Raw genomic sequence first — 23,156 nt, forward strand, 5'->3', positions numbered from 1 at the left:
CGGCGCCTACTTCGACGCGCGCAGCGCTTCCTGTTCGGCCAGCGTCAGGGCGACGTTGTCGCGCAGGTAGGCCGGCTCCACGCGCTCGGGCGCGACGGTCTCGCCGCGTGCATACGCCAGTGACGCCAGCTGCGCGAGATCCGAGGCATGCGGCAGGACCTGCGCATCCACGCTGGCCAGGTGCGGTTGCAGGCGTGCCTGCAACGCGCCGTCGAGCGCGGCGAAGCCGGTGCCGGCGCCATGCCAGCGCCCGTCCTCGTCCGGCAGGATCACCGCGTCGGGCGTGCCGACGGTTTCATCCGACAGCGCGACCAGATCCGCGCCATCGCGCATGAACGCCCCCGCATAGACTTCGCCCATGCGGGCATCGATCGCCGCCAGGATGCGCTGCTTCGATCCCGCGGGCTCGGTCGCGTAGGGAAGCACCAGCGACGCGGCCACCACCTTGAGGGTGGAAATCGGCACGATCGGCCGGTCCAGCGCCATCGCGATGCCCTGCGCCAGCGCGATGGCCAGGCGCACGCCGGTGAACGCGCCGGGACCACGGCTGATGGCGATGGCGTCCAGATCCGTGCGGGCCACGCCGGCATCGGCCAGCAGCGCCTCGGCCCAGGGCAGCGCCAGCTCGGCATGGCGGCGCGGCGCGATCTCGAAGCGCTCGCGCACCTCGCCGTCCAGGTACAGCGCCACCGAGCAAGCTTCGGTGGCGGTCTCGAATGCAAGCAGCTTCATGACAGGTCCATCTCCCTCTGGCCCACCGATTCTGGCGCAAAGAAGGCCCGCACGTCTTCCACCCGTCGGGTGCGCGCGAACGGCGGCAGCGACTCCAGGAACACCCGGCCATACGACTTGCCGAGCAGGCGCGGATCGCACAGCACCAGCACGCCGCGATCAGTCTCGCTGCGGATCAGCCGACCCACGCCCTGCTTGAGCGCGATCACCGCCTGCGGCAGTTGTTCGTCGCGGAACGGATTGCCGCCGTGCCGGCGAATCGCATCCAGCCTTGCCTCGAACACCGGATCGTCGGGCGCGGCGAACGGAAGCTTGTCCACCACCACCACCGACAAGGCGTCGCCGGCCACGTCCACGCCTTCGCGGAAACTGGCTGCGCCCAGCAGCACGCCATTGCCCGATTCGCGGAATTTCTGCAGCAACAGCGCGCGCGGCGCCTCGCCCTGAACGAACAGCGGCCAGGGGCCGCCGCGCAGCAGTTCGGCGGCCTCGCGCAGCGCGCGGTGCGACGCGAACAGCAGGAAGGCACGCCCCTGCGAGGCCTGCAGCACCGGTTTCACCGCCTCGATGACGGCGCGGCCGAAATCGCGCGAAGCCGGATCCGGCAGGTTGCCGGGCAGGTAGCACAGCGCCTGCTGCGGCCAGTCGAACGGACTGGGTTGCAGCAAGGTTGGCGGATCCTCCAGGCCCAGCCGCTCGGCGTAGTGATCGAAATGTCCGCCCACGGCGAGCGTGGCGGAGGTGAACACCCAGGCGGCGCGCGACTGTTCGCGATGCTGGCGCAACGGCGCCGATACATCCAGCGGGGTGCGCTGGCAGCGGAAACCGCGTTGGGTCAGTTCATACCAGAAGACATCGCCCACGCTGTCGTGCGCCGCGGCCTCGTCGTCCTCGAATCCGGGAATCGCCTCGCCCTCGTCCTCTCCCAGCCAGCGCGACAGCCGGGTGGACAGTTCGCGCGCGCGCGCAGCGCAGGCATCCAGGCCAATCGAGGCCTCGGCCATGCCGACCACGCACTGGAACAACGCCGCCAGCGCGTCGACCACGTTGTCGAATCCCTCGCTGACCTCGATCTTGCCCAGCGCGCGTTCGCGGGTGCCACGCACCGGCAGGCCGTCCATCGCCAGGCGCAGATCACGCAGCGTTTGTTCCAGCTGCTGCACCGGCGCCTGCATCGTCGCCAGCGCGCCGGGCACGTCCTTGCATTCGCTCAGGCAGTCGCGCGCCAGTTCCTGCAATGGCCGCATGCCGAAGCCTTCGCCGAAGAAATTGGCCGCCAGTTCGGGCAGCTGGTGCGCCTCGTCGATCACGAAGGCCTGCGCGCCCGGCAGGATTTCGCCGAAACCTTCCTGCTTCAGCGCCAGATCCGCCAGCAGCAGGTGATGATTGACCACCACCAGATCCGCCGCCTGCGCGCGCTGGCGCGCCTGCACCACGAAACAGTCCTCCCAGAACGGGCAATCCGAACCCAGGCAGTTGTCCACCGTGGAAGTGACCATCGGCAACAGCGGCGAATCATCCGGCAGCGTCGCCAGTTCGGCCATGTCGCCGAAGTGGGTGCGGCCGGCCCAGGCCACGATGCGCTGGAACTGATCGACCTGCTCGCGCGAGGTGAAGCGCGGCTCGCCCTTGGCCTGTTCCAACCGGTAACGGCACAGGTAGTTGGCGCGCCCTTTCAGCAACGCCGACTTCAGGCCGACCCCGAGCGCGTCGCGAACGCGCGGCAGATCGCGGTGATAGAGCTGATCCTGCAACGCGCGGGTGCCGGTGGAGACGATCGTCTTCAGGCCGGAAAGCAGCGCCGGGACCAGATAGGCGAAGGTCTTGCCGGTGCCGGTGCCGGCCTCGGCGATCAGCACGTCGCGCTGGTCGAAGGCATCGGCGATCGCGCGCGTCAGGCGCTGCTGCGCCTCGCGCGGAACGAAAGCATCGAGACGGCTGGCCAGCGCGCCGCCCTCGCTGAGGGCTTCGCAACTGGCTTGGGCAAGCTGGGACATGCCTACATTCTATTGATGCCGGGCACCGTGCAGGTGTCGAACTGCTGCCCGGCTTCGGCGATGGCGCGATCCAGCGCGGCCAGCTTCGCCGCCTGTTCGTCCAGTTGCGCCTGGTTGGGCCGCTTCAAGGGCGCCGCCGCCAGTTCGCGGCGACGCTCGCGGACCTGGCGGACGGTTTCCCAATGCCGCCGGCACAGCGGGCCAACCGCGGAACCCAGGCCGGTCGCGCGCGTGGCGAACTGTTCGGCCCGATCGAATTCACCCTGTGCCAGCGCCACTTCGGCGCGCTCCTGCAACACCGCCGGATCGTCGGCGACGATGCCCAGCGCCTGGTCCAGCGCGGCGGCGGCGGCGGCGGGGTTCCCGCCGCTCATCGCCTTGCCGGCGGTCGCGCGCAGATCCTCCACTTCCGGATCACGCAGCGGCTGCACGTTCAACTCGCGATCGTCGCCGCCCTGCGCGGCCTTGTGGACCGCCGCCAGCATCTGCGCCGGGGTGCGCGCGGCGACCGCGGGCGGCTCAGGTTCCGGCGGCGCGATGGCGCAGGAAGCCAGCAGGATCGTGGTGATGGCGAGGACGGCGGCGCGGGGGAACAACTTCATCTTCATGGCGGTGATGCGGGCGGGGGAGTGTCTTCGGCGGGCGGGGCTTCCTCGGGTTTCCGATCCAGGCCGAACCAGCTGCGCCAGCCACCGCTCTCTTCTTCCGGCGTCACCGGCGCCTCGATGACGCAGGCGCTGTAGGCGGGTGCGAAGCCGGCCACGAACGGCAACTGGCGGGCGCCCGGACAGCCGGGATCGGTGGTGTTGCTACCCACCACCCACTGCCAGTCCAGGCCCTTGCCGGACACGTTGAGCGGCGCGCTGGGCAGTCGCGCGAACAAGTTGGACCACACCCGCATGCCGCCGGTCGCACCTTGCAGGCCGGTCTGTTCGTTCTTGTCGTTGCCCATCCAGACAACCGCCAGGTGATCCCCGGTGTAGCCGGCGTACCAGCTGTCGCGGCCGTCGTTGCTGGTGCCGGTCTTGCCGGCGGACTGCAGCCGGCCCAGCCCGTCGCCGAGCAATTGCCGGCCGGTGCCGTTGCTGACCACCTGTTGCAGGGCGACGCTGATCAGGTTGGCGGCGATGGAATCGCCTTCCTGCGCCGGCGCGGGCGTCTTGTCGTAGCGCTTGAGTAGCTTGCCGTTGGGATCCAGCACACCGCGTACCGCGTGCAGCGGCTGGATTTCGCCACCGGAGGCGAGGAACTGGTACAGCTGCGCCATCGCGTACGGGCTCTGGTCGGTCGAACCCAGGATCAGCGCGGGGTTGGCGTCGGCCTTGACGCCGGCCAGGACGCGCAGCAGTTCGGCCAGCCGCTCCGGATCGACTTTCATGCCCACGCGCACGGTGGCCTGGTTGTACGAGCGCGCGAGCGCGTCGATCAGGCGCACGGTGCCATGGCTGCGGTTGTCCGCATTGCCCGGCGTCCAGCGCCGGTTGCGGCCCAGCTGCACGGTCACCGGTGAATCATCGACCCAGCTGGCCAGTGAATAGGTGTCCGGCTGCGCCAGCGCCAGCAGGTACACGAACGGCTTGAGCAGCGAACCGACCGGGCGCTGCGCTTCCACCGCGCGGTTGAAGCCCGGCTGCGACACGTCGCGGCTGCCGACCACCGCCAGCACGTCACCGTCGTGCACGTCGGTCACCACCACGCCCGCCTGCAACGGCGGCCGGCGCTTGTTTTCCAGCGCCTTGATGGTGCGGGTGACCGCGCCTTCGGCGTAGGCCTGCGCGGACGGCGACATGCCGGTCAACACGCTCAGGCCGGCGCCCTGCAGCGCGCTTTCCGGATAGTCGCGCGCCAGTTGCCGGCGGACCAGATCCACATAGGCCGGGAAGCGGTTGGCCGCGGCCATGCCCGGGGTCTGGGTGACGCCCAGCGGCGCGGCCAGCGCGCGCTTGTATTCCTTCTCGTCGATCAGCCGCGTTTCCAGCAGCTTGCCCAGGACGAAATCGCGACGCTCCTTCGCCCGCTCGGGATTGCGGCGCGGGTCGTAGTAGGACGGCCCCTTCACCATGCCGATCAGCAGCGCGACCTGTTCGGTGGTCAGCGAATTCAGATCCCGGCCGAACCAGAACTCCGCGCCGGCCGCGACGCCGTGGATGGCCTGGCTGCCGCGCTGGCCGAGGTACACCTGGTTGAAGTACGCCTCCAGGATCGTGCTCTTGTCGTAGCGCGCTTCCAGGATCAGGGCGAACAGGATTTCATTGAACTTGCGCGAGGGCGTGACTTCCTTGCCGATGCCCAGCAGGCCGCTGCGGGCCAGCTGCTGGGTCAGCGTGCTGGCGCCCTGGCGGGTCTCGCCGCCGGAGCGCAGGGTGACCCACACCGCGCGCGCGATGCCGCTGAGATCGATGCCGTGGTGATCCTTGAAGTCGCGATCCTCGACCGCCTGCAGGCCGGTCACCAGCAGCAGCGGGACTTCCTTCAACCGGACCAGCCGGCGCTCCTCCTGCTTCTGCCCGTACAGGGTGGCGATGCGCGCCGGATCCAGCCGCGCGGCCTTCAGGTTCTGGCGGCGATCGACGTCGCGCACCCCGGCGACCCGGCCGCCGGACAGGCTGACCTGGATCCGGCGCGGCGCCACCTGCCCGTCGACGTCGACGTAGCCGCGGCTGGAGATGGTGAAGCGGCCGCCCTCGCGGGCGTAGGTGCCGGGCAGCTTGCCGGTGCCGTCCTCGCGGTAGGACGCGGCGGCCAGCTCGGTCTTCAGGGTCTGGGCGTCCATCGCCACGCCCGGCGCCAGCGCGAGCGGGCGCGCGTAGACGCGCGTGGGCACCTGCCAGCGCAGCTCCCCGAATCGCTGGGTGACCTGGTGGTTCAGGTACAACGTATACGGAATCAGGAATCCCAGCCCCAGGCCCAGGGCTGCCAGGCCCCAGGTGATCAGCCGCTGGCGCCAGGCCGGGCGGCCCTCGGTGTCGTCCTCGTCGTACTCGTAATCGTCTTCGTCGTCGTAGTCGGTATGGGCCACGGGGATGCGACAATGGGAATTCCGGGCAGTCTAACGCAGGGTCTGCGGGTTCGGCGCCCCGGAACCGCCCCTGCTCAGCTGGAGTTGCAAACGGAATGTCGATGTCACTGGCCGATATGCGCTTCCTGTTCGAACGCATGCGCGGCCTGCTCCACCGGGGTGTGACCAGTCTGCGGACCCGCGGATGGCGGGCCACCTGGCAACGCGTCCAGCGGCACTGGACGCGCACGCCGCCACCGCCGTCCCGGCCGCTTTACCGGCCCGCCGAGGCGCCGTTCGCCCCCTTCGCCGTTCCCCGCGCCGACGCCCCGGCCGCCAGTATCATCATCCCGGTCTACAACCAGGCCCACCACACTCTCGCCTGCCTGCGCGCGCTGGCGGAGCATCCGCCCGCCAGCCCGGTGGAAATACTGGTGGTGGACGACGGTTCCAGTGACGAGACGCGGGGCTGGATGGAACAGATCCAGGGCCTGCGGTATCACCGCAGGGCGAGCAACGGCGGCTTCATCGCGGCCTGCAACGACGGCGCCGCGCTGGCGCGCGGGCACCTGCTGGTCTTCCTCAATAACGACACCCTGCCCCAGCCAGGCTGGCTGGACGAACTGGTGCGCACCTTCGAGGAACATCCGGACGCGGGCCTGGTCGGCGCGCAACTGATCTATCCGGACGGCCGCCTGCAGGAGGCCGGTGGCGTGGTGTTCTCCGATGGCTCGGCATGGAACTACGGACGTTTCGATGCGCCGGAGGATCCGCGTTACGCCAGCCTGCGCGACGCGGACTACTGCTCCGGCGCCGCGCTGGCGATCCCCGCCGGACTGTTCCGCCAGCTTGGCGGCTTCGATACCCGCTATGCCCCCGCGTACTACGAGGACACCGATCTGGCATTCGCGGTGCGGGCCGCCGGCCACCGCGTGCTCTATCAACCGCGCTCGCGCGTAGTGCACCTGGAGGGTGTCAGCTCCGGCACCGACACCCGTACCGGTCCCAAGGCCTACCAGGTCCGCAATCAACAGGTATTCGCGGAGAAATGGCGTGCAGTCCTGTCCACGGGGCACCTGGCGCCGGACCGGATTCCCGGCCCCGCGCTGCTCGCGCATGGCAGGCCGCAGATCCTGTTGCTGGACGCCGCCATTCCCCAGCCCGATCGCGATTCGGGTTCGCTGCGGCTGGTTAACCTGATGCGCCTGCTGGTGGCCGAGGGCGCCCACGTCGTGTTCGTGCCGGCCGAGGGCGGCGAGACCGGGCGCGGCCTGCAGCGGCTGCGGGCGTTGGGTGTGGAGGTCTGGGTGGAGCCTTTCATCGGCGGCCTGCCCGCCTGGTTCAAACGACATGGCGATCGATTCGACACCGTCATGGCCTCGCGTCACCACATCGCCGCGGCCGCGCTGCCGCTGGTACGCCGGCACGCCGGTCGCGCGCGCTTCCTGTTCGACACCGTGGATCTGCATTTCCTGCGCGAGTCCCGCGCGGCCGAGTTGGCCGGAGACGGCGCGTTGGTGCGCGCAGCGGCCAATACCCGCCAGCGCGAACTGGATCTGATGGCGCGCAGCGATCTCACCCTCGTCGTCAGCGCGATGGAGCAGCAACTGCTCAGGGATCTGGCGCCGGACGTGCCGGTAGGGTTGCTTTCCAATCTGCACGAACCGGTGGCGTCGCCGCCATCGGATGCGCAGCGTCAGGACCTGGTGTTTGTCGGCGGCTTCCGTCATCCGCCGAACATCGACGCGGTGCGCTGGTTCATCAAGGATGTGTTTCCGCTGATCCGCGCGCGCATCCCGGATCTGCGGTTCCACTGCATCGGCAGCGATCCGACCCGGGAAATCCTGGCGTGCGATGGCCGCGACGGCGTGCACATCCATGGCTATGTGGAAGACCTGGATCCGTACATGGACGGCGGGCGGGTGGCGGTCGCGCCGCTGCGTTTCGGCGCGGGCGTGAAGGGCAAGATCAACCTGAGCATGGCCCACGGACAGCCGGTCGTCGCCACCAGTTGCGCGGCGGAAGGCATGCATCTGCGGAATGGGCATGACGTGCTGGTGGCCGATGATGCGGCCGGTTTCGCCAACGCCGTGGTGCGCCTGTACCAGGATTCCGCGCTGTGGCAACGGCTGTCGGCCAACGGCCTGGAGAATGTACGCCGGCATTTCTCGCTGGATGCCGCCCGCGCGGGCGTGCGCGGGATTTTCCGGCTGCGCGGCTAGCGCTGCGCCTGGCGCGCCAGGCGCACCCGCTCGGCGAAATCGGAAAGGCCGGGCGCGCGGGCGTCGATTCCGCGCGCCTCATCCAATGCCTGCGCGGCGAATGCGACGTCGCCCGCGCCCAGGCGCTCGTCGCCCACCGCGATCCACTTCTGCGCCATGCGCCGGCGGGCTTCCACCAGGGCGGGATCACCGGGCCGGATGGTCTGCCAGGCCGACAGGCAGGATTGCGCGCGGCGGACCCGATTGCCACGCCATTCCTCTTCGAAGCACGCCTGCGCCGCCACCAGCACGCGGGAGGCCGCGCGCCGCACCCGCGGGTCATCCGGCGCCAGCGCCTGCACCGCACGCAGCTTGTCGTAGGCGCTTTCACCCGGCGGCGTCATCCAGTCGCCGCGCGCCTCGGCCTGGGCCATTTCGGCCAGCAGAATCGTCATCCGTCGCTGGCGTTCGCGCGGCGGCACCGACGACGGCAGATTGGCGTGCGAGGCACGCACCCGCTCCAGGTATTGCGACGCCTCGCGCACGACCGGCGACTGCGGTGACAGTTCACGCGCCTGCGCGAGGTCGGTTTCCGCCTGCTCGAAATGGTAGTCGCCGGCCTGGCGCCGCGCCGATTCGGCCAGGGCGGCCGCCACCCGCTCGATCCCCTGGCGCGCGCGCGCGTCTTCACCCGAGACGGTCTGCACCTGCCGGTAGCCCTCCGCCGCCCGGTCCAGTCGGCGTCGGCGCAGATCGGTATCGGCGCGCCTGAGTCGTTCGTCGACCGCGCGCGCCAGCCCGGCCTGCGCCGCCGGCAGATCCACGTGGCCGCCGTCGTAGTCGCGCACCCGGGCGATCAGGCGTCCACCGGCGACCAGATCGCCCCGCGCCATCACCGTACCCGCCTGCTGCAGCAGATCGCTGAGGATGTCCTCACGGGCCTCCAGCGCTTCGATGCGGTTCGGCTGCAGCGCCAGCACGCGTTGGAACAGCGGCAGCGCCGCGGCGGGATCGCCATCGAGGCGGCCCGCTGCCTGGGCGGCCTGCGCCTGGCGCAGCAGCGATTCGATGCCGGCATCGGCGGCTTCGCGTTTGCGCAGGCGTTCGCTCAGCGCTGCGGCTTCGGCACGCGGAACCTGCAGTTCGTTGGCCAGCGCCAGCGCCGCGTGCGCGGCGGCGAAATCATCGCGATCGGTGGCGCGACCGGCCTGTTCCAGCGCCGCCCTGGCCACCCGCGCCAGACCGTCGCGTGCTTCCGCCCGATCGCCGTCCAGCGCCTGGGCGGCCTCGAAGTACTGGCGCGCGCCGGTGCCGTCGGGCGCGGTCAGTCGATCGGCGCGCAGCGCGGCGTTCCCCTGATCCAGCAGTTGCTGGATGCGGGTATCGGGCCAGAACAGGTTCGCCAGCGGTTGCCGGAACACCGTCAGCAGGATCAGCAACGCCAGCACGATCAGCGCGCCCCAGCGCCAGGTGCGCCGGGCGCGCCACAACGGCGGCCCCTGGCGCGGCGGCGCGTCGTCGTTGCGGAAACGCAGATGTTCCCAGTCGGCGATCGGCTCGATCCGGCCGTCCTGGCGGGGGGACTCGTGGCGGTGCTCGGGCATCACCGGCCCAGCATAACCACTCAGGCTGAACGTCGCGCTTCCTCGACCCCCGGCAATCCGTCGAGCTTGCCCAGCAGGGTCGACAGTTGGCCGAAGTCGGCGACCTTGAGTCGCAGGCGCAGCTGCACCCGGCCGCTGGCGCCGGCCTGATCGCTGTTGATGCCCAGCACATGGGCGTCCTCCTGCGCGATCAGGGTGGTGATGTCCTTGAGCAGCCATTTGCGATCCAGCGCCCGCACCTGCACGTCCACCTCGTAGCCGCCGCCGGTCTGGCCCCATTCCACCGGCAGCACGCGCTGCGGGTTGGCCCCGGCCAGGCGCTGGAACGCGGTGCAGTCGGTGCGATGCACGCTCACGCCCCTGCCGCGGGTCAGATAGCCGCTGATCGCCTCGCCGGGCACCGGCTGGCAGCAGCGCGCCAGCTGGACCAGCAGGTTGCCGACGCCTTCGACGGTGAAGCGGGATTTGGAGGGTGGCGCCGGCTTGCGCCCGCCTGGCTTGCGCAGCGGCAACGACGACGGCGTGGCCGGCTGGCTGGCGGCGCGCTGCTCTTCATGCAGCGCGCGCACGACCTGGTTGGGCCCGACATCGCCCAGCGCGATCTGGATGTGGAGTTCCTCGACATTCTCGGCATGGAACTTCTTCGCCACGCCGGAGAGATCCGCATGATGCAGGCCGAGGCGCTTGAGTTCCTTTTCCAGCAGCTCGCGGCCGGCCTGGAGATTGCGCGCGCGATCGAGTTTGTGGAACCACGCGCGCACCTTGTCGCGCGAACGGCCCGAGGCGAGGAAGCCGTTGGCCGGCAGCAGCCAGTCGCGGCGCGGCTCGCCGGTCTTGGAGGTCATGATCTCGACCCGGTCACCGCTGCGCAGCGCATGGTTCAGCGGCACGATGCGGCCATTGACCTTGGCGCCGCGGGTGCGGTGACCCACCATGGTGTGCACGTGGTAGGCGAAATCCAGCACGGTGCCGCCCTGCGGCAGATCGATCACCTCGCCCTTCGGCGTGAGAACGTACACCCGATCTTCGACCAGTTCCGAGTCCAGATCGCCGGCCAGGCCCGCGCCCTCGCCGCCTTCCTGCGACTGATCCAGCAGGCGCCGCATCCAGGCGATCTTGCGGTCGAAGGCGCGATCGCCGCCGCCTTCCTTGTAGCGCCAGTGCGCGGCGACGCCCAGTTCGGCCTGGGCGTGCATCTCGTGGGTGCGGATCTGCACTTCCAGTGTGCGCCCTTCCGGACCGACCACGGCGGTGTGCAGGGAGCGGTAGTCATTGGCCTTCGGCCGCGCGATGTAGTCGTCGAACTCGCTGGGCACCGGCGTCCACAGCGCGTGCACCACGCCCAGCGCCGCGTAGCAGGCGCCGACGTCGTCGACGGTCACCCGCACCGCGCGCAGGTCATAGAGTTCGTCGAAGGACACCTGCTTGCGCTGCATCTTCCGCCAGATGCTGTAGATGTGCTTCGGGCGGCCGCTGATCTCGGCGTCGATGCCGTGTTCGGCCAATGCCTGGCGCAGGGTTGCCTTGACCGCTTCGATGTAGCGTTCGCGCCCGACCCGCTTCTCGTCCAGCTGCGCGGCGATCTGGCGGTAGGTTTCCGGCTCCAGGTAGCGGAAGGCCAGATCCTCCAGTTCCCATTTCAACTGCCAGATGCCCAGGCGGTTGGCCAGCGGGGCATGGATGTCGCGGGTCAGGCGCGCGAGCGCTCGTCGCTGCGCATCCTCCAGCAGGCCCGCGTTGCGCATCCGCGCCAGTTGCCGCGCCAGCAGGATCGGGACCACGCGCAGATCACGCACGATCGCCAGCAGCAGGCGACGCAATCCTTCGTTGTTGGCGCTGCGATGCTGTTCGGCGTGCAGCGCCCACACCTGGGCGGCGGCCTGTTGCCCTTCCAGCAGATCGACGATGCCGGCGGGCAGGACGGCGGGCCTGGCGCCGGCGACCGGTTCCGGTGACGGCAGCGCGAACAGCCAGGCGGCGGCGATCACCTCGCCATCGGCGGACAGGGCGGTCAACGTATCCAGCGTGTCGACCAGCACCGCGAGCGGATCCTGCAACGGCAGTTCCGGACCGGACCCGCCTTCGATGCGCGCCCTGACCATCTCGCGCGACGCCGCCGGAAGCACCGCGGCCGAAGGCCGTTGCAGCAGTTCCAGCAGAGCTTCGCGCGGGACGGGGAACACGATCGATCCTGACCGGGAGACGTTCAGTACGTTACCCGCACGCGCGCCCGGCGAACAGTGTTGCCGCGCATTCCGTTCATGCCCGCCGGTTGTGTGCTGCTAACCACGCAGCGCCTGCAGGCGCTGGGCCAGTTTCTTCGGCGACACGCCACCCCGCGCGCCCAGTTCCTGGGCGAACACGGAGACACGCAGCTCCTCCAGTTCCCAGCGCAACGCCTGCCAGCCAGGCTGCCGCGATATGCCCAGCCGCGCGGCGTCCTCCAACGCGTCGGCGAACGGCTTGACCTCCAGCATGCGCGCCTGGTCGCGGGTCGGATCGCGCAGGGCGCGCTCCGCGCGCAGGCGCATGCCCTTCAGGTAGCGCGGCAGCTCGGCCAGCGCGGCGGCCGGGGTGTCGCGCAGGAACCCAGGATGCACCAGGCCGTCCAGCTGCGCGCGCAGGTCATCCAGGTTGCCGCGCGCCCAACCCATCAACGGCGATTCCAGTTGCGGCTTGAGTTCGGCGACCGCTGACAGGATGGCCTCGGCCAGTTTCAGCCGCTCCATCGCCTCGCCGAACAGGCTCCGGCCGGCTTCATCGCGGCGCTGTTCGAAGGCGGCGCGATCACGGATGCCGTCCAGTCCATCGGCCAGCACCGCGTTGAGCGCGGCGTCGACGACATCCGCGCGCAGGCGCTCCTTCTCGCCCGCCTTGTCGCCCTCGCCGAAGCGCTCGATGGCGGCGTAGAGAAGGCCCACTTTCGGCGGTACCGGCAGTTGCTTGCGCGCCTGGCGGACGCGATCGGCCAGGGCGAACTCAAGCAGCCGGCGCACGCCGCGCGGATGGGCGGCCTCGGCCTCGGCGCGATCGGCGAACACCTGCAATGCGACGCTGTCGCCGTCGTCGCGCAGGGCCGGGTACGCGGGTACACCGGCTTCACCGGGGACCTGCAACGGAATCGGCTGCGCCGGGAATTCGCGCAGCCCGCTCGCGGCCATCGCCCGTCCGGCGCGCGCGGCGAACGCCTGGCCGGCGCGCTCGCCGAAGCGCGCGCGCAGTTCATCCAGGTCCCGCGACTCGGCCAGCACCCGCCCCTCGCCCCCCTTGCGCGGGTCCTCGCGCAGGCGCAGGTTCATGCGCAGGTGCGGCTCCAGCGCGGATTCGTCGAAATCCAGCGCGGTCACCGCCGCACCGGTGGCGCGCGACAGGAAGCGCGCCAGTTCGCCGCGGATGTCGTCCGCGGTCGGCCGCGGGTGTGCCTCGAAGAAGGCGCGCCCGAAGTCCGGCGCCGGCACGTAGTTGCGCCGCATCGCCTTGGGCAGGCTGCGGATCAGTCCCGACGCCTTGTCGCCGATGAAGCCCGGCGCGAGCCACGACAACCGCGCGGGATCCAGCGCGTTGAGCAGGTGCAGCGGCACCTCCAGGGTCACGCCGTCGTCGGCCGCGCCCGGTTCGAACCGGTAATGCAGCGGCAGCCGGGCATCGCCCAGGGCGAAATACTTCGGGAAACGATCTTCCTCGCTGCCCTCGCCCGGCAGCAGGTCGGCCAGCGTCCACGCCAGCCGGCGGCGCGCTTCCGGCGATTGTCCTTTCCACCACGCATCCAGGCCCGCCGCGGAATGGATGTCCGGCGGGATCCGATCCAGATACCAGCGTGCCTGCCAGTCCTCGTCGGCGACGATGCCGGCACGGCGCAGCTTGGCTTCTTCCTCGCGCGCCTGCTCCAGCGTTTTCAGGTTGTAGGCGACGAAACCGGCGCGGGTGTTGATCTCGCCGGTCACCAGCGCCTGGCGCACGAAGATGTCGTGCGCCTCCACCGGCGCGATGCGGCCGTAGTGAACCGGTTTCTTCGGCGCCAGCACCAACCCGAACAGGCTGATCTGCTCCGACGCCAGCACGTGGCCCTGCGCGCGCGACCAGTGCGGGTCGAAGTGCTTTCGCATCAGCAGGTGCGGCACTTCGGCGATGACCCAATCCGGTTCGATCGCCGCGTTGGTCAGGCCCCATACGCGCTGGGTGTCCAGCAGGGTGGCGCTGAGCACCCACGGCGGCGGTTTCTTCGCCAGCGCCGAGCCCGGGAAGATCTGGAACCGGCGTTGGCGCGGCGCCTGGAAATCGCCTTTCTCGCCGCGATGCCCGACCTGGGTCGGCAGGCCGGCGATCAGCGCGCGATGCAGGGCGACGTAGGCGGCCTGGCGCTGCTTTTCGGTCGGGCTTTCGCCTGCGCCGGCCGCGATGGCCGCCTCCGCGCCGGAGCGTTTGCCCGCCCGCGCCGGCGCCGGGCGTGGCGGAGTGTCCGCAGCCGTCGCCGGCGCGGGTTCCAGCGTCCATCCCAGTTCCTCGCAGAGCAGCAGCAACTGGCGATGCAGTTCGCGCCACTCGCGCATGCGCAGGAAACCGAGGAAGTGGCGCTCGCACCAGTCACGCAGCTTCGACTGGGTAAGGTCTTCGTGCGCCTGCCGGTAGGCATCCCAGAGTTTGACGATGCCGATGAATTCCGAGCGCGTGTCGGCGAAGATCGCATGCGCGTTGTCCGCCGCCTCGCGCGCCTCCGGTGGCCGCTCGCGCGGATCCTGGATGCCGAGGAACGCGGCGATGACGATCATCTCGCGCAGGCAGCGGTGCTGCTGCGCCGCCACCAGCATGCGCGCCAGCTTCACGTCCACCGGCAGCCGCGCCATCTGCCGGCCGATGCTGGTCAGCTTGCGGTCCTTGTCCACCGCGCCCAGTTCGGTCAGCTGCTGCCAGCCGTCGGCGATGGCGCGCTCGTCCGGAGGCTCCAGGAACGGGAAATCCTCGATCCGGCCCAGTCCCAGCTGCAGCATGCGCAGGATCACCCCGGCCAGGCTGGAGCGCCGGATTTCCGGATCGGTGAACTCGGCGCGGGCCTGGAAGTCGGCCTCGCCATACAGGCGATAGCAGATGCCTTCGGCGATGCGCCCGCAGCGGCCCTTGCGCTGGTTGGCGCTGGCCTGCGAAACCGGTTCGATATGCAGGCGATCCAGCTTCTGCCGCGGACTGTAACGCTTGACCCGTGCATAACCCGGGTCGACCACGTAACGGATGCGCGGCACGGTCAGCGAGGTTTCGGCCACGTTGGTCGCCAGCACCAGCCGGCGCTTCGGGCCGGGATTGAACACCCGGTCCTGGTCCCGCGCGGACAGCCGCGCGTACAGCGGCAGCACTTCGGTCTCGCGGTACTTGCGGCGTTCCAGGGCCTGGTGGGCGTCGCGGATCTCGCGCTCGCCGGGCAGGAACATCAGCACGTCGCCGCGCGGATCCTGGCGGGTGATCTCGTCCACCGCCGCCACGATGGCGTCGTTGACGGTGCGCTCGCCCTGCTGTTCGCCCTCGCCTTCCAGCGGCCGGTAGCGCACCTCCACCGGATAGGTCCGCCCCTCCACGCTGATCACCGGCGCATCATCGAAATGACGGGCGAAGCGCTCGGTGTCGATGGTGGCCGAGGTGACGATGACCTTCAGATCGCGCCGCTTGCGCAGCAGCTGCTTGAGGTAGCCGAGCAGGAAGTCGATGTTGAGGCTGCGCTCGTGTGCTTCGTCGACGATGATGGTGTCGTACGCCGACAGCCAGCGATCACTGGCGATCTCGGCCAGCAGGATGCCGTCGGTCATGAACTTGACGCGGGTGTCGTCGCCGACCTGGTCGGTGAAGCGCACCTGGTAGCCGACCGCGTCGCCGATGCCGGTCTTGAGCTCTTCCGCCACCCGCCGCGCCACCGCGCGCGCCGCAATCCGGCGCGGCTGGGTGCAACCGATCATGCCGGCCACGCCGCGTCCGGCGGCCAGGCACAGCTTGGGCAGCTGGGTGGTCTTGCCCGAACCGGTCTCGCCGGCGATGACGACCACCGGATGGCGGCGGATCAGTTCGACGATCCGCTCCCCTTCACGGGCGATCGGCAGCGCTTCATCCAGACTCACCTCCGGCACCGAGGCCGCCCGCGCTTCGCGCCGCGACACCGAAGCGGCCAAGGCCTGGGCGAACGCGTCGCGCGCGGCGGCATCGCGCGGGCGCGCCTGCCAGCGCGACCACAATCCGTGCAGGCGCCCGCGGTCCCGGCTGAGCGCGCCGTCGATGGCGCGGAGGGCGGCCTGAAGGTCGTTGTCCGGAGAAGATTCGATAGCGTTCATCAATACAATCGGGTGAAACGTTTTATTACCCAAACGGGTTTAGGGTAGTTATTGTGGGCCATTGACCCCCATAAGGAGAGTGCAGATGTCCAAGACCAAGGCAAAGACCAAGCAGGCCGCCGCTTCCGCGCCCGCGGCCACCTCCCCGAACATCGACATCGGGATCAGCACCGGCGACCGCAAGAAAATCGCCGAGGGCCTGTCGCGGTTCCTCGCCGACAGCTACACGCTGTACCTGAAGACCCACAACTTCCACTGGAATGTCACCGGGCCGATGTTCAACTCGCTCCACACCATGTTCGAGACCCAGTACACCGAGCAGTGGACCGCGCTGGACGAGATCGCCGAGCGCATCCGCGCGCTGGGCTACAACGCGCCGGGTTCCTACGGCGAATTCGTGCGCCTGTCCTCCATCCAGGAGGAATCCGGCGCCGACGGCGTGCCTGGCTGGCAGGGCATGGTGAAGCAGCTGGTGACCGGCAACGAGGCGGTGTGCCGGACGGCCCGCAAGGTCCTGAAGACCGCCGACGACGCCGGCGACGATCCGTCCGTGGATCTGCTCACCCAGCGCCTGCAGACCCACGAGAAGTATGCCTGGATGCTGCGCTCGCTGCTGGAATGAGCCCGCGACCGGCGGTTTGACCGACCCAAGCGCCCGGTCCGTCCGGGCGCTTTTTTTATACCGCCGCATCCGCGTCCTCCCCGCCGGCGGGCGGACAATAACCCACACCCCGTCCCCCTTTCCCCGGACATCGATCCGGGCCCAGGTCCGAACGCCCGGTCCCGCCGGCCTGCTACCCTATCGCCCATGTCAGAACGTCCCACGGACCTGCTGCAGCGGGTCTTCGGCTACTCCCGCTTCCGCGGCCACCAGCAGGCCATCGTCGAACAGCTCGTCTCCGGCCAGGACGCCCTGGTCCTGATGCCGACCGGCGGCGGCAAGTCGCTGTGCTACCAGATTCCCTCCCTGCTGCGCGAAGGCGTGGGCATCGTGGTGTCGCCGCTGATCGCCCTGATGCAGGACCAGGTGGAGGCGCTGCGCCAGCTCGGCGTCCGTGCCGCCTTCCTCAACTCGACCCTGGACGCCGCCACCGCGGCGGACGTGGAGCGGGCGCTGCTGAAGGGTGAACTGGACCTGCTCTACGTCGCGCCGGAACGACTGCTCACCCCGCGTTTCCTGTCCCTGCTGGAGCGCAGCCGGATCGCCCTGTTCGCCATCGACGAGGCGCACTGCGTCTCGGCCTGGGGCCACGATTTCCGCCGCGAGTACCTGGAACTGACGATCCTGCACGAGCGCTGGCCGGAGGTGCCGCGCATCGCCCTGACCGCCACCGCCGATCCGCCGACCCAGCGCGAAATCGCCGAGCGCCTCGGGCTGACCGAGGCGCAACGCTTCGTCAGTTCCTTCGACCGCCCCAACATCCGCTACACGGTCACCCAGAAGGACAACGCCAAGCGGCAGCTGCGCGATTTCCTCCAGGCCCACAAGGGCGAGGCCGGCATCGTCTATTGCCTCTCGCGCAAGCGAGTGGAGCAGTTCGCCGACTACCTGCTGGAACAGGGCTTCAACGCGCTGCCCTACCACGCCGGCCTGGACGCCGAGGTGCGCGCGCACCACCAGCGTCGTTTCCTGCGCGAGGAAGGCATCGTGATGGTGGCGACGATTGCCTTCGGGATGGGCATCGACAAACCCGACGTCCGCTTCGTCGCCCATGTGGATCTACCCAAGTCGCTGGAAGGCTACTACCAGGAAACCGGCCGCGCCGGTCGTGACGGCGAGGCCGCCGACGCATGGCTATCCTACGGCCTGGGCGATGTCGTGCTGCTGAAGCAGATGATCGAACAGTCCGAGGCCGGCGAGGAACGCAAGCGGTTGGAACGGCGGAAGCTGGATCAGCTGCTGGGCTACTGCGAATCCATGCAGTGCCGCCGGCAGGTGCTGCTCGCCAGCTTCGGCGAGACCTATCCCCAGGAATGCGGCAACTGCGACAACTGCCTGCACCCGGCCGCCACCTGGGATGCCACCGAGGCCGCGCAGAAGGCCTTGAGCTGCGTCTACCGCAGCGGCCAGCGCTTCGGTGTCAACCACATCATCGATGTCCTGCGCGGCAGCGAGAGCGAAAAAATCCGCCAGTGCGGGCATGACCAGCTCACCACCTACGGCATCGGCCGCGACCTGGATGCCGGTGGCTGGCGCAGCGTGTTCCGCCAACTGGTGTCCTCCGGCCTGCTGGAAGTCGACGCGGAAGGCTACGGCAGCCTGCGCCTGACCGAAGCCAGCCGGGCGGTGCTGCGGGGCGAGCGTCGCCTGCTGCTGCGCAAGGAAGCCCCGGCCCGCGAGCGCGAACGTTCCCCGCGCAGCGGCGTGGTGGTATCGCCCTCCGACCAGCCCTTGTTCGGCGCGCTGCGCGACCTGCGCGCACAGTTGGCCAAGCAGCAGAACGTGCCTGCCTACGTCATCTTCCACGACAGCACCCTGCGCAACATCGCCGAACACCGCCCCGGCACGCTGGACGAGCTGGCCCAGGTCGGCGGAATCGGCGGCACCAAGCTGGCGCGCTACGGCGAACAGGTGCTGGAAGCGATCCGCGCGGCAGGTTGATTCGCGGGAACTCCCTACAAAATGCGGCCGCAGGGAGCCCTGCGACCGCGATGAGAGAGCACAGCGATGTTGTAGTTGTTATGAGGGGAACCGGCCGGCGGATAACGACGGAAATCCGCCGGCGCGGTCCGGCGCCACCATCATCCCCGGCGGCAGGGAGACCGGCGACGCCATCAAGTCATCGTGACCTTTGTCCTAGCCGGAAAGTTCTCGGCGCAAGCCAGCCTGGGTTCAAGCAGCGGCTGCTAGCGTCTGGCGGCTGGCGCACGGATCGCGCGAGAATCCCGCATTCCCGACCGAGGCCCACATGAAGGCAATCGCACCGCTGCTGCTGAGTCTGCTGGTCTCCGGAGGCGCCTTTGCCCAGTCGGCCGAGTCCCTGGACCTGACCCTGCCCCGTCCGGCCCTCTATGGCTCCGATCCGCCAGGCACCTACTACGGCGACACCAGCGGGCGCCCGGCCCGCTCGCTGCGTCCGGCGCCGGTGGCCCGCAACGCCTGCGGCAAACCGGTCGACGAGGATGATGGCAAGGTCGATGTGTCCGGAAGCGTCGCCACCGGCATCGGTTACACCAAGGGATACGGCAGCAGCCACTGGAACGCCGCCAACATCAACCTGTGCAAGTCCTACAACAACGACGAGGGCGAATCGCGCGCGTTCAACCTCAATATCGGCGTGAGCCGGTATGACGGTCCGGGCTTCCACGGCTATCGCCGCCTGCCCGGCGACGTGGGGCCTCCACCGCCTCGCGGATTCGGCGGCTACCCGATGCGCCCCTGAGCCGCGCCGACAGGCAATAAGAAAAGAGGCGCCTGCATGGCGCCTCTTTCGTCTGGCCAACCCCGGATTCCATCAGGGCACGCCATTGCCGCCATGACGCCGGTAGCCCGGCCGCTCCTCCAGCCGCTGCACATACGCCATCACCGCCGGCAGTTCGGGATGTGGCATCGGCGTCATCCGCCAGCGGTTCACGGACAGGCCAATCACGACATCCGCCAGACTGAAGGCCGCGCCGGCCACGTACGCCCCGGTCCGCGCCAGTTGCTGGTCGAGCAGGAGCATCCGCTGGTTCCATTCCCGCTCGCTGGCTTCGATCAATGACGGCTCGGCATGGGCGGGACTCCGCCTGACCCGTGCCATGAACACATAGCGCCAGGCGTTGTTGAGTTCCGTCGCCTGCCAGTCCATCCACTGCTCCACCCGGGCGCGCGCGGCCGGTTCCATCGGCAGCAGGTCAACACGCCCTTCGCGGCCGGCCAGATAGCGGCAGATGGTGTTCGATTCCCACAGCACCAGATCGCCGTCCCGGATCACCGGCACCAGCCCATTCGGGTTCAAGGCCAGGAAGCCGGGATCCTCGGTCGAGCGGTAGCCGCTTCCCCATTCCTCCAGTTCGAAAGGCAGCCCGAGCTCATCGCACAGCCAGAGCACCTTGCGGACATTGATGGAAGTGGGCTTGCCGAGAATCTTCAACATGTGACTTGTGGGCCGGGTCCACCGGATGCGGGTCCCCTACCTTAGCGACTGGGGACCGGCTCCGCACGCGGGCACTTCGCGGGGGCCATTGAATCCACTTAGAATTCCGCTCCAGCCTGCCTTCGACAGGCCAGGGGACAGCTCATCGTCGTGTTGAAGGAAACGATGTCCGAACAGATACAGAATCCCTATAGCGAGAACTGGTTCGATCACAACATCCCGCACTGGCAGCAGTGGCTGGGAGGGTTCCGGGATCGGGCCGGTGTCCGCGCGCTGGAGATCGGCAGCTTCGAGGGCAGATCCACGCTCTGGCTGTGCCAGAACATCCTCACCGGTGCGAACGCACGCATCGACTGTGTCGACCTGTTCGCGCCGGACCCCGTGTATGGCGACTACCACGCGCGTTTTCGCCACAACACGGCCGCATTCGCCGACCGCATCACCGAGCATGCGGGCTACAGCTTCGACTCGCTGCGCCGCATCGAAGGCGAATTCGACTTCATCTACATCGATGGCTGGCACTCGGCGTTTGGCGCATTGGCCGATGGCGTGATGACCTGGCCCTTGCTGAAGGTCGGCGGCGTGATGATCTTCGACGACTACCTGTGGGTACCGCCGAAGCAGGCGCCGCGCAAGCCGAATGCGCTGGTGCGCAACTGGGCCAAGCTGCGCGGACGCGACTGGCGCCGCGAAGCGCTGGAGCGCCAGATCGCCAGCGTTCCCACGGAAACGCCGAAGCTCGGCGTCGACGGCCTGCTGGCGACCCTGGCCGGGCACTACGAGCTGCTGGGCGTGACCAACCAGCTGGCGATACGCAAGACCCATGGCTTCACCCAGGGCCAGGTGGGTTACGACACCTGATCACGGCGGCGTGGCCGATGTTTCAAACGGAAAAGCCCGGCATTACGCCGGGCTTTTCTGTTGGCGCGCGCTGCCAGGCACGCGCGGTGTCAGGATGATGACGCTTACCGCTCGCCTTCCTCGGCCGCCTGGTTCGCGCGCTCCGCGCTGTCGCTTTCGACCTGCTGCTGGGCCTCCTGCGCGGCGGCGGCTCGCTCCACATAGTCCTGGTAGGCGCCGGTTCCCCCCAGGGCCGCACCGAACACCGCCAGCCCGATGAAGTACACGATCGGCGACACCACGATGCTGGCGATTAGCGGAATCAGGCCGCCTGCGGTCCGTCCGCGCGCCATGACCACGATGGCCAGGATGAAGGCGACCAGGTTGAGCGGCCAGCCAACGAACAGGCCCACGCCCGGAATCGGAATGATGAACAACAGCCAGGCGATCGCGAGGCAGATCCAGGTCGCCTTGACCGGTGCGGGCTTGTTGGCTTGTACGTCGGCGTGCATTGCGTTCCTCTTGAAAGTTGGAATTGGCCCGATACGGATGTCGCGATGTCCCGCGTCTCCGCTCCTGTCGCCTCCCTCTCCATCCGGGAGGATGTTCGACAGCTTTCCGCTCACGGCCCGCCCCGGGAGAACGCATGACCGCGCAGCCGTTATCGGCCGCCTTGCCGCGAGCTTGAGTCCGCCGGTACGCGGGAGGGCGGCGGATCTTGCCATATTGTCCGTGCGGATCATCCCGGCCGGACTCCGATGTTTCTCGGCTCGCATTGAGATGTGGACCGGCGTTCGCCGGGACTTCCGTCCGGGATCAGATTCCTGAATTCCGTTTGACGTCCGTTTCACAAGCGCGCTCGCACGCTCGGATTCCATCAGGCGATGCTGCTGAGTCCGCCATGAAAACTAACTTCATCGAACGGCAGTTGCATTCGTTTCTCCTGCGCGCGGCTTCCGCGCTGCTGGTCGCCACACTCCCTCTCTCGGCCTTTTCGGCGCATCTCGAGTACGTGACGGAAGTCGACGGCACCATCACCGACCTTACCCCGCAGCGCATCCTGTTCTTCACCATCGAAGACGGACGACCGTTGTTGAAGGTCTACAACCGCGCGACCGGAAGCCTGCGCGTGGTGCCGGATCCGACGGGCCATACACCCGGCTACGAGAAACTGACCGCGCGCGGCGTGGTGTTTGGCATCACCGAAGACGATGAGACGTCCGTGTACGAATGGAACGGCGGCGCCACGCCGTTGTGGAATGACGGGACGCCACGCGGCATGCGCGTCAGTCCGAACAACAAGCGCTACGTCATCTGGCCGACCTGGCGCCCGGGACGCTACCTGAACCTGCGCGACGTGATGCTCTACAAGGACACCCTGGTGGGCAGCGGCCGCGTCGCCGATCTGGCCGATGTCGGTGACGACGGCGACGTCGTGTACACCGAAGGGCCGGCGCCCTACAACGTGTTCCGCTACCGTGCCGGGCAGACCGTGCAGTTGACCCACGATGCCACGTATTCCAATTTCAATCCGCTGACCGACGGCATCAACATCGTCTACCGGAAACAGGTCTCGGAGACCGCTTCCCGGATCGTCATGTACAACGACAACCTCGGCGAAGTCACCCTGCGCGATGCCAGTGGCGAATTCCTCACCCCGCGGGTCGACTATTTTCCGAGTGGCGGATGGGTCGGCTTCACCCGTCTGAGCACCGTGCAGGGCCAGACCGTCCGACAGGTGTGGCTGCGCTCGCCCCAAGGCCAACTGGCCGCCGTCTCCCCCGCCGGCGAGGACGCCTCCATCAACGCCATCGCGGCTGGCCAGGTGATGTTCGTCAGCAAGGGCTATCTCTATCTGGGCCGCCCCGGCGCCGCGCCCGTCCTGATTGTGCCTTTCGCCGAGGGCACCGGCAGCGCCTGGCTGCAGGGCGCCTGGTATGTCCACTTTGGTGGCGGCCTGTACCGGGTGGTGCTGTAGACGGACGTCAGGCGCGCTGGACGCGTATCACGCCCCTGGTCAGGCGGCGGCGTCGGGAGATGGCTTCTCGACCCAAGGATCATTCCTTTCGTTGCGATGCCACTGGCGCCATCCGTGACAGTACGCCGACTGGATGTACGGACCGCGCAGGATCAGCGGGGCCTCCCGCGAAGCGAGATCGTCCCCCAACAGATAGACGGCGTGTGACCAGGGTGAAACGCGCTGGTGCGGAAGCGCGGCCAACCGGACATCCGCGAGGCGGGCCGCCTCCTCGACGGTGTCCGCACGCACGAGAAAACAGGTATCGGGCCCGTTCGCGCCCCCTGTCAGGGGATCTCCGGAATCATTCCCCCAGCGGATGACTTCAAAAATTCGCATGCCGGCACCTTGTGGAGACAGTCGACGTTGTAACGCCA

General features: G+C 68.8%; 16 protein-coding genes. 6 read left to right on the plus strand and 10 right to left on the minus strand.

The annotated features are described in order from the left end of the window. Window positions 1-6: 6 nt before the first annotated feature. The 4 genes from tsaB to mrcB are packed head-to-tail and all read right to left on the minus strand — an operon-like array spanning window position 7 to window position 5,754. The gene (gene tsaB / locus ACTHN1_RS07320) at window positions 7-732 is read right to left on the minus strand and encodes a tRNA (adenosine(37)-N6)-threonylcarbamoyltransferase complex dimerization subunit type 1 TsaB (RefSeq protein ID WP_440470293.1); all 726 of its coding nucleotides are present in this window, start codon (window positions 730-732) and stop codon (window positions 7-9) included. Then, complete coding sequence (locus tag ACTHN1_RS07325) at window positions 729-2,729, minus strand: ATP-dependent DNA helicase (protein ID WP_440470294.1); 2,001 nt, start codon at window positions 2,727-2,729, stop codon at window positions 729-731. The genes tsaB and ACTHN1_RS07325 overlap by 4 nt, the downstream gene beginning before the upstream one ends. A 2-nt stretch (window positions 2,730-2,731) precedes the next feature. Continuing rightward, window positions 2,732-3,331, minus strand: coding sequence for a tetratricopeptide repeat protein (locus ACTHN1_RS07330; protein WP_440470324.1), 600 nt, complete (start codon window positions 3,329-3,331; stop codon window positions 2,732-2,734). Window positions 3,332-3,333: 2 nt separating this feature from the next. Beyond that, window positions 3,334-5,754 (minus strand): penicillin-binding protein 1B, encoded by a 2,421-nt coding sequence (mrcB, locus tag ACTHN1_RS07335; RefSeq protein WP_440470325.1) that lies wholly within the window; start codon window positions 5,752-5,754, stop codon window positions 3,334-3,336. A gap of 89 nt (window positions 5,755-5,843) precedes the next feature. On the opposite strand from mrcB, the gene ACTHN1_RS07340 reads away from it, so the two are divergent. Next, the gene (locus tag ACTHN1_RS07340; protein WP_440470295.1) at window positions 5,844-7,949 is read left to right on the plus strand and encodes a glycosyltransferase; all 2,106 of its coding nucleotides are present in this window, start codon (window positions 5,844-5,846) and stop codon (window positions 7,947-7,949) included. On the opposite strand, the gene ACTHN1_RS07345 is transcribed toward ACTHN1_RS07340, so the two are convergent. The 3 genes from ACTHN1_RS07345 to hrpA all read right to left on the minus strand — a co-directional run bounded on the left by ACTHN1_RS07345 (window position 7,946) and on the right by hrpA (window position 15,843). Next, entirely contained in the window at window positions 7,946-9,532 is a 1,587-nt protein-coding gene (locus ACTHN1_RS07345) for a hypothetical protein (RefSeq protein WP_440470296.1), read from the minus strand. The two genes, ACTHN1_RS07340 and ACTHN1_RS07345, sit on opposite strands and share 4 nt — an antisense overlap. Window positions 9,533-9,552: 20 nt before the next feature. Next, window positions 9,553-11,715 (minus strand): RelA/SpoT family protein, encoded by a 2,163-nt coding sequence (locus tag ACTHN1_RS07350; RefSeq protein ID WP_440470297.1) that lies wholly within the window; start codon window positions 11,713-11,715, stop codon window positions 9,553-9,555. Window positions 11,716-11,814: 99 nt separating this feature from the next. Next, window positions 11,815-15,843 carry an ATP-dependent RNA helicase HrpA gene (hrpA, locus tag ACTHN1_RS07355; RefSeq protein ID WP_440470298.1) on the minus strand — a complete coding sequence of 1,343 codons (4,029 nt, stop codon included), beginning with the start codon at window positions 15,841-15,843 and terminating at the stop codon, window positions 11,815-11,817. Window positions 15,844-15,928: 85 nt separating this feature from the next. Between hrpA and ACTHN1_RS07360 the strand changes: the two genes are divergently transcribed. The 3 genes from ACTHN1_RS07360 (at window position 15,929) to ACTHN1_RS07370 (ending at window position 19,226) form a co-directional block, all read left to right on the plus strand. Further along, window positions 15,929-16,465, plus strand: a complete 537-nt coding sequence (locus tag ACTHN1_RS07360) for a Dps family protein (RefSeq protein ID WP_440470299.1) — start codon at window positions 15,929-15,931, stop codon at window positions 16,463-16,465. Between the two features lie 186 nt (window positions 16,466-16,651). Next, complete coding sequence (recQ, locus tag ACTHN1_RS07365; RefSeq protein WP_440470300.1) at window positions 16,652-18,445, plus strand: DNA helicase RecQ; 1,794 nt, start codon at window positions 16,652-16,654, stop codon at window positions 18,443-18,445. 307 nt (window positions 18,446-18,752) lie between these two features. Further along, window positions 18,753-19,226 carry a hypothetical protein gene (locus ACTHN1_RS07370; protein ID WP_440470301.1) on the plus strand — a complete coding sequence of 158 codons (474 nt, stop codon included), beginning with the start codon at window positions 18,753-18,755 and terminating at the stop codon, window positions 19,224-19,226. Window positions 19,227-19,298: 72 nt separating this feature from the next. On the opposite strand, the gene ACTHN1_RS07375 is transcribed toward ACTHN1_RS07370, so the two are convergent. Continuing rightward, entirely contained in the window at window positions 19,299-19,922 is a 624-nt protein-coding gene (locus ACTHN1_RS07375; protein ID WP_440470302.1) for a glutathione S-transferase family protein, read from the minus strand. Between the two features lie 165 nt (window positions 19,923-20,087). Here ACTHN1_RS07375 and ACTHN1_RS07380 point away from each other — a divergent pair, with 165 nt between their 5' ends. Next, on the plus strand, window positions 20,088-20,783 hold the full coding sequence (locus tag ACTHN1_RS07380; protein ID WP_440470303.1) for a class I SAM-dependent methyltransferase: 696 nt from the start codon (window positions 20,088-20,090) through the stop codon (window positions 20,781-20,783). Between the two features lie 104 nt (window positions 20,784-20,887). Here the strand turns inward: ACTHN1_RS07380 and ACTHN1_RS07385 are convergent, their stop codons facing one another. Then, a complete protein-coding gene (locus ACTHN1_RS07385) occupies window positions 20,888-21,274 on the minus strand; it encodes a hypothetical protein (protein ID WP_440470304.1) in 387 nt (128 codons plus the stop codon). A 389-nt stretch (window positions 21,275-21,663) separates the two neighbouring features. On the opposite strand from ACTHN1_RS07385, the gene ACTHN1_RS07390 reads away from it, so the two are divergent. Next, window positions 21,664-22,740 carry a hypothetical protein gene (locus tag ACTHN1_RS07390; RefSeq protein ID WP_440470305.1) on the plus strand — a complete coding sequence of 359 codons (1,077 nt, stop codon included), beginning with the start codon at window positions 21,664-21,666 and terminating at the stop codon, window positions 22,738-22,740. A 39-nt stretch (window positions 22,741-22,779) separates the two neighbouring features. Here the strand turns inward: ACTHN1_RS07390 and ACTHN1_RS07395 are convergent, their stop codons facing one another. Continuing rightward, window positions 22,780-23,118, minus strand: coding sequence for a hypothetical protein (locus ACTHN1_RS07395; protein WP_440470306.1), 339 nt, complete (start codon window positions 23,116-23,118; stop codon window positions 22,780-22,782). Window positions 23,119-23,156 lie beyond the last annotated feature (38 nt).

This window comes from Pseudoxanthomonas sp. (genome assembly GCF_051953815.1).
GTDB lineage: Bacteria > Pseudomonadota > Gammaproteobacteria > Xanthomonadales > Xanthomonadaceae > Pseudoxanthomonas_A.

Excerpts from the sequence above, each read along its gene's own strand:
- ACTHN1_RS07390 (WP_440470305.1), top strand. The coding sequence starts at position 21,664 with ATGAAAACTAACTTCATCGAACGGCAGTTGCATTCGTTTCTCCTGCGC.
- recQ (WP_440470300.1), top strand. The coding sequence starts at position 16,652 with ATGTCAGAACGTCCCACGGACCTGCTGCAGCGGGTCTTCGGCTACTCC.
- ACTHN1_RS07375 (WP_440470302.1), bottom strand. The coding sequence starts at position 19,922 with ATGTTGAAGATTCTCGGCAAGCCCACTTCCATCAATGTCCGCAAGGTG.
- ACTHN1_RS07380 (WP_440470303.1), top strand. The coding sequence starts at position 20,088 with ATGTCCGAACAGATACAGAATCCCTATAGCGAGAACTGGTTCGATCAC.
- ACTHN1_RS07340 (WP_440470295.1), top strand. The coding sequence starts at position 5,844 with ATGTCGATGTCACTGGCCGATATGCGCTTCCTGTTCGAACGCATGCGC.
- ACTHN1_RS07360 (WP_440470299.1), top strand. The coding sequence starts at position 15,929 with ATGTCCAAGACCAAGGCAAAGACCAAGCAGGCCGCCGCTTCCGCGCCC.
- ACTHN1_RS07370 (WP_440470301.1), top strand. The coding sequence starts at position 18,753 with ATGAAGGCAATCGCACCGCTGCTGCTGAGTCTGCTGGTCTCCGGAGGC.
- ACTHN1_RS07345 (WP_440470296.1), bottom strand. The coding sequence starts at position 9,532 with ATGCCCGAGCACCGCCACGAGTCCCCCCGCCAGGACGGCCGGATCGAG.
- ACTHN1_RS07330 (WP_440470324.1), bottom strand. The coding sequence starts at position 3,331 with ATGAAGTTGTTCCCCCGCGCCGCCGTCCTCGCCATCACCACGATCCTG.
- ACTHN1_RS07325 (WP_440470294.1), bottom strand. The coding sequence starts at position 2,729 with ATGTCCCAGCTTGCCCAAGCCAGTTGCGAAGCCCTCAGCGAGGGCGGC.
- ACTHN1_RS07385 (WP_440470304.1), bottom strand. The coding sequence starts at position 21,274 with ATGCACGCCGACGTACAAGCCAACAAGCCCGCACCGGTCAAGGCGACC.
- ACTHN1_RS07395 (WP_440470306.1), bottom strand. The coding sequence starts at position 23,118 with ATGCGAATTTTTGAAGTCATCCGCTGGGGGAATGATTCCGGAGATCCC.
- hrpA (WP_440470298.1), bottom strand. The coding sequence starts at position 15,843 with ATGAACGCTATCGAATCTTCTCCGGACAACGACCTTCAGGCCGCCCTC.
- tsaB (WP_440470293.1), bottom strand. The coding sequence starts at position 732 with ATGAAGCTGCTTGCATTCGAGACCGCCACCGAAGCTTGCTCGGTGGCG.